Annotated in this window: 13 protein-coding genes and 1 pseudogene; 8 read left to right on the top strand and 6 right to left on the bottom strand. The window is 62.8% G+C overall.

Features of this window, described 5'->3' with window-relative positions; translation table 11 throughout:
* Nucleotides 1-111 precede the first annotated feature (111 nt).
* The gene (locus BM275_RS02905) at nucleotides 112-588 is read right to left on the bottom strand and encodes a DUF2726 domain-containing protein (protein WP_090519221.1); all 477 of its coding nucleotides are present in this window, start codon (nucleotides 586-588) and stop codon (nucleotides 112-114) included.
* A 405-nt stretch (nucleotides 589-993) separates the two neighbouring features.
* Nucleotides 994-1,581, bottom strand: coding sequence for an LOG family protein (locus BM275_RS02900; RefSeq protein ID WP_041014805.1), 588 nt, complete (start codon nucleotides 1,579-1,581; stop codon nucleotides 994-996).
* Between the two features lie 695 nt (nucleotides 1,582-2,276).
* Between BM275_RS02900 and BM275_RS02895 the strand changes: the two genes are divergently transcribed.
* Complete coding sequence (locus BM275_RS02895; RefSeq protein WP_090519220.1) at nucleotides 2,277-3,188, top strand: SDR family oxidoreductase; 912 nt, start codon at nucleotides 2,277-2,279, stop codon at nucleotides 3,186-3,188.
* A gap of 37 nt (nucleotides 3,189-3,225) precedes the next feature.
* Here BM275_RS02895 and dauA read toward each other — a convergent pair whose 3' ends face one another.
* A complete protein-coding gene (gene dauA / locus BM275_RS02890; protein WP_090519219.1) occupies nucleotides 3,226-4,956 on the bottom strand; it encodes a C4-dicarboxylic acid transporter DauA in 1,731 nt (576 codons plus the stop codon).
* A 192-nt stretch (nucleotides 4,957-5,148) separates the two neighbouring features.
* On the opposite strand from dauA, the gene BM275_RS02885 reads away from it, so the two are divergent.
* Nucleotides 5,149-5,436 carry a PA4642 family protein gene (locus tag BM275_RS02885; protein ID WP_090519218.1) on the top strand — a complete coding sequence of 96 codons (288 nt, stop codon included), beginning with the start codon at nucleotides 5,149-5,151 and terminating at the stop codon, nucleotides 5,434-5,436.
* A 322-nt stretch (nucleotides 5,437-5,758) separates the two neighbouring features.
* Nucleotides 5,759-7,270 (top strand): malate dehydrogenase (quinone), encoded by a 1,512-nt coding sequence (mqo, locus tag BM275_RS02880; RefSeq protein WP_080950556.1) that lies wholly within the window; start codon nucleotides 5,759-5,761, stop codon nucleotides 7,268-7,270.
* A gap of 85 nt (nucleotides 7,271-7,355) precedes the next feature.
* Here mqo and BM275_RS22380 read toward each other — a convergent pair.
* Nucleotides 7,356-7,545: pseudogene (locus BM275_RS22380) on the bottom strand (hypothetical protein).
* Nucleotides 7,546-7,713: 168 nt separating this feature from the next.
* On the opposite strand from BM275_RS22380, the gene BM275_RS02870 reads away from it, so the two are divergent.
* Nucleotides 7,714-8,298: a YajG family lipoprotein gene (locus BM275_RS02870; RefSeq protein ID WP_014821319.1), complete on the top strand. Its 585-nt coding sequence runs from the start codon at nucleotides 7,714-7,716 to the stop codon at nucleotides 8,296-8,298.
* Nucleotides 8,299-8,440: 142 nt separating this feature from the next.
* Here the strand turns inward: BM275_RS02870 and BM275_RS02865 are convergent, their stop codons facing one another.
* Nucleotides 8,441-9,790, bottom strand: a complete 1,350-nt coding sequence (locus BM275_RS02865) for a DUF1329 domain-containing protein (protein WP_090519217.1) — start codon at nucleotides 9,788-9,790, stop codon at nucleotides 8,441-8,443.
* Between the two features lie 388 nt (nucleotides 9,791-10,178).
* Between BM275_RS02865 and BM275_RS02860 the strand changes: the two genes are divergently transcribed.
* A complete protein-coding gene (locus tag BM275_RS02860; protein WP_090519216.1) occupies nucleotides 10,179-10,451 on the top strand; it encodes a hypothetical protein in 273 nt (90 codons plus the stop codon).
* Nucleotides 10,452-10,507: 56 nt separating this feature from the next.
* On the opposite strand, the gene BM275_RS02855 is transcribed toward BM275_RS02860, so the two are convergent.
* On the bottom strand, nucleotides 10,508-11,674 hold the full coding sequence (locus BM275_RS02855; RefSeq protein WP_014821316.1) for a 1-acyl-sn-glycerol-3-phosphate acyltransferase: 1,167 nt from the start codon (nucleotides 11,672-11,674) through the stop codon (nucleotides 10,508-10,510).
* A gap of 239 nt (nucleotides 11,675-11,913) precedes the next feature.
* Here BM275_RS02855 and BM275_RS02850 point away from each other — a divergent pair, with 239 nt between their 5' ends.
* From BM275_RS02850 to BM275_RS02840, 3 genes are read left to right on the top strand one after another with little or no spacing between them, the layout of a single operon-like run.
* Nucleotides 11,914-12,096: a CPXCG motif-containing cysteine-rich protein gene (locus tag BM275_RS02850; protein ID WP_003302744.1), complete on the top strand. Its 183-nt coding sequence runs from the start codon at nucleotides 11,914-11,916 to the stop codon at nucleotides 12,094-12,096.
* A complete protein-coding gene (locus BM275_RS02845; protein ID WP_014821315.1) occupies nucleotides 12,096-12,356 on the top strand; it encodes a putative signal transducing protein in 261 nt (86 codons plus the stop codon). Before BM275_RS02850 ends, BM275_RS02845 begins: the two co-directional genes overlap by 1 nt.
* An 11-nt stretch (nucleotides 12,357-12,367) precedes the next feature.
* Complete coding sequence (locus BM275_RS02840) at nucleotides 12,368-12,985, top strand: SOS response-associated peptidase (RefSeq protein ID WP_090519215.1); 618 nt, start codon at nucleotides 12,368-12,370, stop codon at nucleotides 12,983-12,985.
* Nucleotides 12,986-13,005: the final 20 nt, after the last annotated feature.

The raw sequence follows: 13,005 nt of genomic DNA, 5'->3' as shown, positions 1-13,005 counted from the left end.
CTCGTAGCCGGTGGTCGATTGCAGATGTCTCCGCAGCGGTACTGCACAGCATGGATACGTCATGCAGACGTGTGACCGTCCGCTGCTGCGCTCATTCCCGCCAGCGGTCGATCAGGGCTGCAGCGCCGACTCGATGGCTTCCCGGACATCGCTATAGGAGCGCGCTGCATCCGCTGGCAGGTGGACCTGCGGCAACCCGACCGTCTCGCACAGTCGATCCATGAATTCCTCATCGGTGTCAGGGTCGTGCAGGTTGATGACGCAGACCGGCTGAAGATCGGCCCTGTCGCACAGCACGAAATCGAAGCGCGTGGCCGCGATGCGGTTGGTGGCGCGGTACCAGTACGCCCGTCGGGCGATGGCGGTGACTTCCACAACGTCGGCGACGCTTACCTTGGGGAAGATCAGATAGCGCTCGCCGACCGTGCGTTGCAGCATTTCCAGCAGCTCGCGTTCCGCTGGCGAGAATAGTGGCGCCTTGAGGCGATAGGGATATTGCAGCGCGGGATGGTTGAGCTGCCGGTTCTTGACGAAGAAGACCAGCACGAAGATGACGAACGCCACCAGTGTCAGGGCCAGCCAGCTCATGGACGTCTGCCCTGATGCAGCGATTGAAGCCTTGTTGATGCACCCATGGTGTAAGCCTCGGAATTAGACGAGCGATGCTTTTGTTGAGTCCAGCACGTTCGATTCGTTCGGCTACCTTATCCACTACAGCTGTGGGCTGAGTTGTGGATAACCATTTAGCTGCTTGCTACAGCATTAGCGGCACTAGCGATCGAGCCTGTTGATCGAAAATTGTACGTTCGCAGGTTTAAGGCTTCTGAAATGTCGCATTGCCCGCACGTGCGTAACACAACAGGTCGATGCGAGCGCTTATCCACTTTTGCTGTGGATGCGCATGTGGATAACATGGGGAGGCAGAGCTGCGGCCCGCTTGATGCGTGGGCTACAGCTCGGAGAGTGAAATTTGATCAGCTGGATTCGGCTAGATCACAGCGGCGAATTTTTGGCCCAGCGACTATGAGTAGGCGGTTGCCAGGCATCCAGCAACTCTATGAGCGCCTGCGACTCGTCACTACGTTGCAACATCTCGCGGTGCTGGGAGCGGACGAATCCCTCTTCGACGAGGTGATCGAGGAAATGACTGAGCTTGCTGTAGAAGTGGTTGACGTCCAGCAACCCGAGCGGTTTGGGGTGATAGCCAAGCTGACCCCAGGTCCAGACCTCGAAAAGCTCCTCCAGCGTACCCAGCCCGCCAGGTAAAGCGATGAAGGCATCCGCGAGCTCTGCCATCCGCGCCTTGCGGGCGTGCATGCCGTCGACTACTTCCAGCCGAGTGAGGCCGGTGTGGCCGACCTCGGCATCTTTCAGGCTCTGCGGAATGATGCCGATCACCTCGCCGCCGGCAGCCATGGTGGCGTCTGCCACCACCCCCATCAGGCCGACGGCGCCGCCGCCGTAGATCAGCCGGATGCCGTTGGCCGCAAGGGTGCGGCCGAGATCCTGGGCTGCTTGTTCATAGATGGGATTCGAACCACGGCTGGCGCCGCAGAAAACGCAAATGGAACGCAAGGTCATCGTTTACTCCGCTCGTAGGGCTGGCGGAAGGGTACGCGGGCATGGACGAACGGCCAAGCGTGCTCGGCGATGTCAGCGGCCGTTCAATGCACCTCCACTGGCGCACGCGTAATTGGCAAACAGGCTCTCGAGCAGATTGCGACTGGACATGGACGATCTCTCCGTCGGTTGATGCGCTCATGCTAAGAACAGGGCGCTCCCAGCGCTCTTAGATTCTCGACATTGCCGTGATAGCACTTGCGCTATTTGCCGCTTCATTTATCCCCGATAGTTGTGTGCGGTTCTGTGGATAACCTTGGGAAGGTCTGCTCTAGGCGAAGCGGCGCGGGACTTCCAGCAGTATGTGCGTTTTTTGCTCAGTCCTGCTTGGTGCGACCACGGGCCGCATAACAGAAGGCCTCGCGCGTTCATAGGCAATATGTGCGGTGCCATTTCACGATGGTAGTGATCGCTTTGGTTATCCACGATGGCTGTGGATAACGCTGTGAGTTGTTTGGGCAAATACGCCGCCGGGCCAGTGATGGCACGGCTGTCGGCGGTATGAATAAAAAACGTCCAGAACATTGGCGGCGGAGCAGCCCATCCTCGACCCTTATGCACTGGCATTCATTTCCGGGCGGTTGGTTGTCGGGCCCCGGCGCCTGATCGACACTCGGCGCACCTGAATTCATCCAAGACCGCTGAGGGAGTACGCCATGACTGATGCCATTCGCTTCGAAGACAAGGTAGTGATCGTGACCGGAGCCGGCGGCGGGCTCGGGCGGGCGCACGCGCTGCTGTTCGCCCGCCACGGTGCGAAGGTCGTGGTCAATGATCTGGGCGGCAGCACCCAGGGCGAGGGAGCCAACAGCTCCGCTGCTGATCGTGTGGTGGAGGAAATTCGCCAGGCGGGGGGCACCGCTGTCGCCAATCATGATTCAGTAACCGATGGCGATCGCATCGTGCAGCAGGCCCTCGATTCCTTCGGTCACATAGATGTGGTGGTGAACAACGCCGGCATCCTGCGCGACAAAACCTTCCACAAGATGGAAGACGCCGACTGGGATCTGGTCTATCGGGTGCATGTCGAGGGCGCCTACAAGGTCACCCGTGCCGCCTGGCCACACATGCGCGAACAGAACTACGGGCGGGTGATCTTCACCGCTTCGACCTCCGGCATCTATGGCAACTTCGGGCAGTCGAACTACGGCATGGCCAAGCTCGGTCTGTACGGCCTGACCCGTACGCTGGCGCTGGAAGGGCGCAAGAACAACGTGCTGGTCAACGCCATCGCGCCCACCGGCGGCACGCGGATGACCGAGGGGCTGATTCCGCCGCAGGTGTTCGAGCAGCTCAAACCCGAACTGGTGAGTCCGCTGGTGGTGTATCTGGCTAGCGAGCAGTGCCAGGAAACCTCCGGCCTGTTCGAGGTGGGTGGCGGCTGGATGGGCAAGGTGCGCTGGGAACGCAGCCTTGGCGTCGGCTTCGACCCGCAGGCCGGCTTCGATGCCGAGGACGTCGCGGCTCAGTGGCAGCAGATCTGCAATTTCGAGAATGCCGCGCACCCGGCCGACAACATGGAAGCGTTGAAGGAGATGATGGCCAACCTGCAAAAATACGCAGGCTGACCTATGGCTTGCGCTGCCGGACAAGCCGGGAGCGCATTCAGGCGGGGGCCTCGCCCGGCTCCGGGCGCAACAGGCGCAGTGCTTTCTCGCGGGCCTGACTCAGGTTGCGCACGTACAGCAGATGCCCCTGCAGGCGGTGAATGCCGGCGCGGCGCAATTTCAGGCGGACGCGCGCATTGCTGCCGCTCAGGATCAGCGTGACCCCCAGTCGGCGGTAATCCACCAGCACGTTTTCCAGCGATGCCAGCGCGGTCATGTCCAGCATCGGCACCGCGCTGATGTCGACGATCACCACCTTGACCTCGGGATTGAAGCGCCGCAGCGCGCCCAGCGCCTTTTCCGCCGCGCCGAAGAACAGCGGCCCACGGATCGCGTAGGTCGCCACGTGCTCGGGCATGTCCTGGAGGATGCGCCGTTGCTCGCGCGAGAGAGCGGTGGTGTCGGTCAGCTCGCTCATGCGCTTTATGAACAGCCCGGCTGCCAGCAGCAGCCCGACCCCGACGGCCAGCACCATGTCGAACAGCACGGTGAGTGTCAGGCAGGTCAGCAGCACCAGCACATCGCTGCGCGGTGCAATGCGCAATACGTGCAGCACGTGCGGCGCTTCGCTCATGTTCCACGCCACCATCACCAGCAACGCCGCCAGTGCCGCCATGGGCAGGTAACTGAACAGCGGCGCCAGCCAGAGCACTGCGACCAGCACCACACCCGCATGAATCATTGCTGCCAGCGGCGAGAACGCCCCGGCCCGGACATTCGTGGCGCTGCGGGCGATCGCTGCGGTCGCCGTGATGCCGCCGAACAGCGGGGCGACCAGATTGCCCAGCCCCTGGCCGATCAGCTCGCCGTTGGGCTCGTGGTTGCTGCCGGTCATGCCGTCGGCGACCACGGCGCAAAGCAGCGACTCGATGGCGCCGAGCATGGCGATGGCAAACGCCGGCGCGAGCAATTCGCGGAACAGCTCGTAACTCAGCTGCAGCGGCTGGCCATCCGGACCGGGTAGCAGCCAGGGCCAGGCGAAATCTGGGAGAAACGGTGGAATACCCGGATGGGTGATCCCGTCCAGGGTGTAGCTGAACCGCTCGCCAAGGGTCGCCACGGACAATCCGGACGATTCCAGCAGCAAACCTGCCAGCGCACCGACGGTCAGTGCCACCAGGTGCCCGGGTACTTTCGGTACCCAGCGCGGCCAGATGATCAGCACCGCGAGACAGATCGCCGCCACCAGCGCGTCGCCGAGCCGGGCGCCCGGCAGCGAGCGCAGCAGCAGGCTGACCTGCTCGACGTAGTGCTGTGGTTGTTCGTTCAGCGTCAGGCCGAACAGGTCCTTGATCTGCAGGGTGGCGATGACGATGCCGATGCCCGCGGTGAATCCGAGGGTGACAGGGTAGGGGATGAATGCGATCAGGCGTCCAGCGCGCAGCAGGCCCAGTGCGATCAGGATCAGACCGGCGAGCATGGTGCACAGCAGAAGGCCGCCAAGGCCGAACTGCTGGGTGATCGGCAACAGGATCACCACGAAAGCCGCTGTCGGCCCGGAGACATTGAAGCGCGATCCCCCGGTCAGCGCGATCAGTGGCGCGGCGATCAATACGGTGTAGAGACCGTGCTGTGGCGCCACGCCAACGGCGATCGCCAGGGCCATGGCCAGCGGGATGGCGATGATGCCGACCGTCAGGCCGGCGCTGATATCGCCGCGCAGCGCGCGGGCACCGTAGCCCAGACGCAGGACCTGGTGCCAGGCGGCAAACAGTGGGGGAAGTTTCATGCCTGGGACGCTCCTTGTAGGCGAAGGCGCCATTATAAGCGCGGGCAGCTCTTGTTCTTTGTGCTGAAAGATCGCCCGGCATACCGAGGCGGCGATGTACGACCTTGGTCGCAAGCCGGCCTGGCGCGTTGAGTGCGTCGCCTGCGAGGAGTAAACTGCCGCCCCCGTGAGACCCCGTGGACCGGAGGCGGCATGCGTAAAGACAAGAAGCAGGTGATTGGCGACGAGATCGCGGATGAGTCGATCAAGCTGTTTCTTCAGCCTGAACCGGCTGACGATCCCCCCCCTTCGCTGCACAAGCTGATCAAGGCCTATCGCGGCCTGCGCATTGATGATTTCGAGCGCTTTCTCGGCTTCTTCGTGGCCGCCGGCTACGACCTCGATGCCCGGGATAGCAAAGGGCAGAGCTTTATCGATCTGGTCGCCAACCAGCGTCAGGCCAGACCTTATATCGAACTGATCGAGGCCATGCGCGGCTGAACTGAGGGCCGCCGTTTCGTATCGAACGTATCGGCACAGTCCGCTGCCAGCGGCGAAGGCTGCGGCTGGCTTCGGCAACATGATTCGCAATCGTTTTCCTCGCAGCGTCCACCGTCGAGCATTGGGCCAGGCCCGCTCCGGATGGATCGCAGCGAGAGGAAGGAGGCCAAAAGCCGCCCTTCCGACAGCTGGCAGGCAGCCTCTGGCTTCCTGTTCTCGGGCACATGTTCCCGAGCAGCGGTCCAGGCACATGCTCCGTTCCTGACCGTCTGGCTGGTGGGTTTTACGGGGCCGCGTACTGCGGTCTCGACAGTTTAATGCTGTGATTCTGGAGAACGCGTTGATGACGCAACACGATAGCGAAGCAGTGGATATGGTGCTGGTGGGAGCCGGCATCATGAGTGCGACCCTCGCGGTACTGCTCAAGGAACTCGATCCCAATATCAAGCTGGAAATCGTCGAACTGCAGGAATCCGGAGCCATCGAAAGCTCCAATCCGTGGAACAATGCCGGTACCGGTCACGCCGGGCTCTGCGAGCTGAACTACACGCCCGACAGCAAAGATGGCGCGATCGACATCAAGAAGGCCGTGCTGATCAACACCCAGTTCGAGGTCTCCAAGCAGTTCTGGGCCTACCTCGCTGACCGTGAAGGTTTCGGTTCCCCGCGTGATTTCATCAATGCTGTTCCGCATCTGAGCTTCGTGCGCGGCAGCAAGAACATCGACTATCTCAAGCGTCGCTTCGATGCGCTGAAGACCCATCACGCCTTCGCTGACATGGAGTACAGCGAGGATCGCGCGACTCTGGCCGAGTGGATGCCGCTGATGATGCCGGGCCGCGCCGCCGACGAGCCCATCGCTGCAACTCGCGCCATGAACGGTACCGACGTCAATTTCGGTGCGGTGACCAGCCAGCTTCTCGGCTATCTGTCGCGTAGCGCTGGCGTCAAGGTGTCCTACAACCAGAAGGTCACCGGTCTCGACCGTACGGCCAGCGGCTGGAAAGTCGACATCAAGAACACTCGCACCGGCGAATCGCGCCAGGTGCAATCCGGCTTCGTCTTCCTCGGCGCCGGTGGCGCTGCGCTGCCGCTGCTGCAGATGTCCGGTATCGACGAAGGCAAGGGCTTCGGCGGCTTCCCGGTCAGCGGTCAGTGGCTGCGCTGCGACAACCCGGAAATCGTCAAGCAGCACCAGGCCAAGGTCTACAGCCTGGCAGCAGTCGGCGCGCCGCCGATGTCCGTACCGCACCTGGACACCCGTGTCGTCGACGGCAAGAAGTCCCTGCTGTTCGGGCCCTACGCCGGCTTCACCACCAAGTTCCTCAAGCGCGGTTCGTTCATGGACCTGCCGCTGTCGATTCGGCCGAGCAACATCGGCCCGATGATGGCCGTGGCACGCGACAACATGGACCTGACCCGCTACCTGATCAAGGAAGTGATGCAGTCCATGGAGGACCGCCTGGAAACCCTGCGTGGTTTCTATCCCGAGGCCAAGGCCGAGGACTGGCGTCTGGAGATCGCCGGCCAGCGCGTGCAGATCATCAAGAAGGACCCGAAGAAGGGCGGCATCCTGCAGTTCGGCACCGAACTGGTCGCGGCGAAAGACGGCACCATCGCCGCGCTGCTCGGCGCTTCGCCGGGCGCTTCGGTGACCGTTTCGATCATGCTCGACCTGCTCGAGCGCTGCTTCCCCGAGCAGTACCGTTCGCAGGCCTGGTCCAGCAAGCTGCAGGAAATGTTCCCGGCTCGCGAAACCACGCTGCAGAACGACGCAGCAGCCTACCGCGAAATCAGCGAAATGGCCGACAAGCGCCTGGGCCTGGAGTACTGACCAGCAGGCCAGTCCCGGCTCGAACGAAAAGCCCCGTACGAACCTACGGGGCTTTTTTGTGCCCTGAACAAAGCGCCTGTTCCGCTCAGGCCGCGCGTTCGCAGTCGGTGGGAAGATGCCGGCCAATCCAGCTCAGGCGCTTCCTCGACCTCCACCCAGTTCGCGCCATCGGGCCGGCCGGCACTGCTCAGCAGCATGCGGCAGCGACCCTGTTCGTCGAGCAGGGCGAAATGACGGGGCTTGCGGCGGCGCAGCAGCGAAAGGATCTGGCGCATGGTTTTCACTCCTGGCGAAGAGATGACCCCTTATCGCAGGGCTCTGTGACAGCTGCGTGAAATGAACGGCGCAGCACTGCCATCGGTCTGAATCGCATCACTGTCGGCGCGTCGTACCGCTGGGTATACTGCGCCGCACTCGTCGCCCCCTAACCTGGAGAAAACAGCATGCTGCAACGCCTGTTGTTCGGTTTTGTCACCGTTCTTGGAATGAGTCTCGTAGGCTGTGCCCACAGCCCCCAGCAGCTCGATCCGAACCCCAAACTCAATGGCACCATCAATCCTGTCGGCCAGGGCCAGCCGGTCGTCGTGCGCGTGGTCGATGCGCGCCCCTCGCCGACCCTTGGCACCCGCGGCGGCCTTTACCCGGAAACCAGCGCGGTGATCGTGCCAAGTGCCAAGGTCATACCCAAGCTGCAGGCTCAGACCGAAGCGGCGGTGCGCCTGCTCGGCTTCACCCCGTCGCCCAACGCCTACAACGCGCCGCAGCTGACCCTGACCCTCGCGGAGCTGAAGTACCAGTCGCCGAAAGAAGGCCTGTACGTGACCGAGGCCAATATTGGCGCGACGCTGAAGATCGAAGTGCAGAACGCCGGTAAACGCTACAACGGCCGCTATGGTGCCTCGCTGAACCAGCGTTTCGGCATGGCGCCGAACGAGCAGACCAACACCAAGCTGGTCACCGATGTGTTGAGCGATGCGCTGACCCGCGTCTTCCGCGACGACAACATCGGTCGCCTGCTAGCCGAGTAAGTCGCCAGCGATACGCACGACTCGCCGGTCCTGCCGATCCGAAACCCTGCCATGGCCCAGCCTGGCAGGGTTTCTTCGTTTTCACGGGGCGGAAAACGAAAACGCCCCACGATCAGCGGGGCGTCGAGTGCAGCCAGTCGAATCAGCGAACGCCGGAGTTGCGCAGGGCAGCCGGGGTGTACTGGTTGGAGTTGGCCTTGTAGTTGTAGGTGTAGGGGTTCTTCTCTTCGTTCTTCATGCCCATGACCAGGTAGCGGCCAGAGATGAGGTCGTACAGGGTCTCCATCGAGTACAGCGGAACCTGCACGTTGTAGAAGTACAGACTGTGCGCCTCGGCTACGCGCCACAGCTGGTTGCGGCCGTCGTAATGGTCGATCACCGCAGCTTGCCAGGTGTCTTCGTCGATGAAGAAGTGGCGCTTGGCATAGATGTGGCGCTCACCCGACTTCAGCGTGGCTTCCACTTCCCATACGCGGTGCAGCTCGTAGCGGGTCAGATCCTGATTGATATGGCCGGTCTTGACGATGTCTTCGTACTTCAGCTCGGGCGAATCCAGGCGGTAGGAGTTGTAGGGGATGTACACCTCTTTCTTGCCGATCAGCTTCCAGTCGTAGCGGTCCGGCGCACCGTTGAACATGTCCAGGTTGTCGGATGTGCGCAGGCCGTCGGCTGCAGTGCCCGGGCCGTCATAGGCGACCTGCGGTGCGCGGCGTACACGGCGCTGGCCGGCGTTGTAGATCCACGCCATGCGCGGTTCCTTCACCTGGTCGAGGGTCTCGTGTACCAGCAGCACGTTGCCGGCCAGGCGGGACGGCTCGGTTACCTGCTGCTTGAAGTAGAACAGCACGTTGCCATGCTTCTCGGGGTTGTAGTCGGTCAGGGTGTCGGTGTAGACCACCTCGTCGACGAACTTCACCAGGCTGAAGCTGCCGTTCACCTGTGGCGTGGCCTGGGCGATCACTCGCCGCGCCGAGCCGCCGCGGTAGCGGGTGATGTGGTTCCAGGCGACTTCCAGGCCGTCCTTGGGAATCGGGAAGGCGACGGCCTTCTCGAAGTTCTCCAGGCCGTTGCCGCCGCGGACCATGTTGGTCTGCGTGGCATTGCGCGTGGCGGCGTCATAGACATGCTGGGGCATGGCCGCGCTGCGGCGTGTCTCGTAGACCGGCAGGCGGTAGCTGTCCGGATAGCGCTTGAGCATGGCGATCTGCCCAGGCGTCAGGTTGTCCTTGTACTGCTCGTAGTTCTGCGCCGTGATGGTGAACTTCGGCTTGTCGCTGGCGTAAGGGTCGCCGACGAAACCGTCTGGCGTCACCGCCGCAGCGTCCTGAGCCAGTCCTCCGGTCCAGGCCGGAATGGTACCTGCAGCGTTGCCGGACTTCTCCGCGCCGATCGGCGTCAGTTCGTTGCCGAGGCGGGCCGCCTCGGTTTCGGACACCGCAGCCATGACGTTACTGGCCAGCAGTGAAAGCGTGAGCGCTCCGGTTGTGAACATTGTTATTTTCATTATCTCGTCCTGTCATTTCTGAATAGCTGATTCCCCGTGGCGCTCGCTGCTGCTGCGCCATGTGATTCGGCCTGAAGAGCTGTGCCTGCAGCGCCTGGGTTGCGGATAACCGCTCGATGGAAAGGGATGCTTGTCCATCGACCGTTAGCGCATTTGGCTGCCGCCCCCGCACAGGCTCTATTTCGCCGTTTCGAGGTATGCCGAGGGTGACGGCGCGCCCGACCTTTAGTCAAGGCCGACCGGTGAAGAGCGCGTCATAAGCTGGCCTGATAATGGTGCGGGGCTGACATCGCTCCGTCGGGGAATTCGGAATCCTGGCGGGCGTCTGGATACACTACGCGGCTGCCTGGGCGACTTCGAAGAGAGGAAAATCTGGATGGTGTTACATGCGCAGTCGGGGCTGGTGATCGCCCCAGCATTGCTTCTTAACGGGCTGGCGCTGCTGTGCGCGCTGTGCGGCGGCTGGTTGCTACTGGCGACGCAGTGGCGAGAGACACGCGCCCTGCGGCGGCCGCTGGTCGCTTCCGCACTGGAAACTGCGTCGACGAGCGATGGCGCGACTCAGCGGGTCAATCAGCTGTTCAACAGGGTAGGCGGGGCTGGACTGCTGCTCGGCCTGGGGCTGTCGATGGCCTCACGGCTGCTCTGAACGTGTTTTCGATTCGCTGAAGGGCCCGCGGATCAGGTACTGCGGGCCTTTCGGGTTCAGGGTTCCAGACCGGCGTTGAGCCGGTACTGATTGCGCACCGGCATGGCGTACTGCTGAATCAGATAGGGCTGCTGCACGCTCGGGCAGGCGGCCAGACGCTTGCTCCATTCGGCTTCGGCGCGCTCCACTTCCTCGCGACTGAACAGCTCGGCGGCACTGGGCACCTGGATATCCGGATCACGGTCGTCCCAGAGGCGGTACGCGAGGTAGTGCACCGGGAACAGCCGATAGCTGCCTAGAATCTGCCGATCCAGCGCCAGGGCCATCTGCTTGGAATCTTCGGGCGCGCGCTCCATGGGCGTGCCGAAGGCGATGTGCACGCGTCCCTTGTAGCCGGTGATGCCCAGGGCAATGCTCGCGTCGTCCTCGCCCGGTGCCTTGGTATAGGTGCCGGTGGTGGCGCGGATGTATAGCTCGCGGGCCTTGGCCTGGTCGCATGGGTCGTATTCATAGCTGATCGCCACCGGCACCGGGCGCAGTGCCGCCAGTGCGTCCGCGAACGCCTCGTCCTTGCGGCTCATGTGCAGCATCTTGAGGATCGCCGAATCGGTGCGGTCGTCCCCATCCTTTGCGCGCCCTTCGGCCTGGGCTATCCATACCGACTCGCCATCGTTGCGGATCGAATGGTTGATGTACGCCGACAGCACCTGGTAAGCCGCCAGCTTCTCGCGCCGCCCGCTGATGGAGCGGCGTACGATGAAGCTCTTGTTCAGACGCATCAGGTCACTGACGAAGGGGCGCTGCAGCAGGTTGTCGCCGATGGCGATGCGCGGAGTGCGGATGCCGGCCTGATAGACCGCATAGTTGACGAACGCCGGGTCCATGACGATGTCGCGGTGGTTGGCCAGAAACAGATAGGCTCGGCCCTGCTGGAGCTGCTCCAGGCCGGAAAAGGTCACGCCGTCGGTAGCGCGTTCGATCGTGCGGTCGATGTAGGCTTCGATCTTGTGCTGCAGTGCGTCTACCGTGCGGATACTGGCGAACTGCTTGCGCAACCTCCGCGAAATGACTGGCTTGATCAGCCAGCCCATGCTGTCGGCCAGTCGCGGGAAGCGGAAGTGCGCCAGAATGTCGAGAAACTCGCGATCGGCGAACAGGCGCGCCATGACCAGCGGTACTTCGGCGTCGGCGTAGGGTCGGATGGCTTCGAATTCGTCCATCATGCTCTCTGTAAAGGAAACGAGGAACGGGCCTGCAACGGATGGGCAGGCAATTTGCGGAACGGACCGGAGCCGGCTGGCTCATACTCATCGAGTAAACGGCCGTTTCGCCTCATGCCTGTGAAATCCTGCTTGCGGCCCAGGGTGCCCAATTGCGGGACACACCGAGTCGGTCTTCTTAAAGGTTCGAATCAGCGACCTTTAAAGACGGCGATTATAGCGACAAGTCACGCGGAGGACCGATGCTGGAAACACAGCTCTTTCATTGCCCTTATTGTGGCGAGCCGGTCGAGGCCGTCCTCGATCTCAGTGCGGGCGATCAGCAGTACATCGAGGACTGCGCCGTGTGCTGCCGGCCGATCGTCTTTGATCTGCGTACGGACGGTGAACAGTGGCAGCTGGAAACCCGCGGGGAGGACGAATGATGCGGCGTATCTACGAGCCGCGCGATCTGCTGGAGGCGGAGATGCTCAGCGGCATGTTGATTGCCGAGGGCATCGAGGCATTCCTGGCGGGTAGTCATCTGATCGGCGCCATGGGCGAGCTGCCGGCGGCCGGGCTGCTCGGACTGATGGTTGCGGATGCGGATGCCGAGCGGGCACGTCAGCTGATCGCTGCGTACAATGGCGCCGAGCCGTTGCCGGGCGATGAACCGGAGAGTTACCCCGGCGAACTGATCTGCTGACGAGTCTTTTTATGTGCGGTCGCTACGCCCTTTTCCGCTGGAGCCAGGACTTCGCTGCCTTGCCCGGCTTCCCCTCTGATCAGCAACCGCACTGGAGCCTCGCGCCTGGCGCTTCGGTGCTGCTGCTGCGTCAGGTCGATGCGCAGTTGCAGCTCAGCCGCGTGCGCTGGGGGCTGACCCCGGCCTGGCTTACCGATCTGACGCGCACCCCTGCCCAGGCCCGGGCAGAAACCATCAGCGAACAGCCTATGTTCCGCGAGGCGTTTCGCCAGCGGCGCGGGTTGCTGCCGGCCAACGGCTTCTACGAATGGCGTGGCGCGGCGCGCAAGCGCCCGTACTGGATGACCAGCGAAGGCTCGCTCGGCTATTTCGCCGCACTCTGGGAAGCTTATCCGGTACAGGGACATACGTATCTGAGCGCCGCCGTGGTGACGCTGCCCGCGGCTACGCTGCGTCGGCCACTGATGCTTGATGAAGCCGGGCAGGCCGCCTGGCTCGATCCCGAAACGCCGCTCGAGACATTGCAGGCGCTGCTGGCCCAGCCTCAGCCGGCCTTGCGTGAGCGCCCACTGGCAACCGTGGTGAATGACCCGCGTATCGACGGGCCGGAGTGCCTCACGCCGGCGTGAACCGGCGCGGCTGTGTCGTC

The organism is Stutzerimonas kunmingensis, assembly GCF_900114065.1.
GTDB lineage: Bacteria > Pseudomonadota > Gammaproteobacteria > Pseudomonadales > Pseudomonadaceae > Stutzerimonas > Stutzerimonas kunmingensis.
This window is presented reverse-complemented; position numbering and strand designations above follow the sequence as displayed.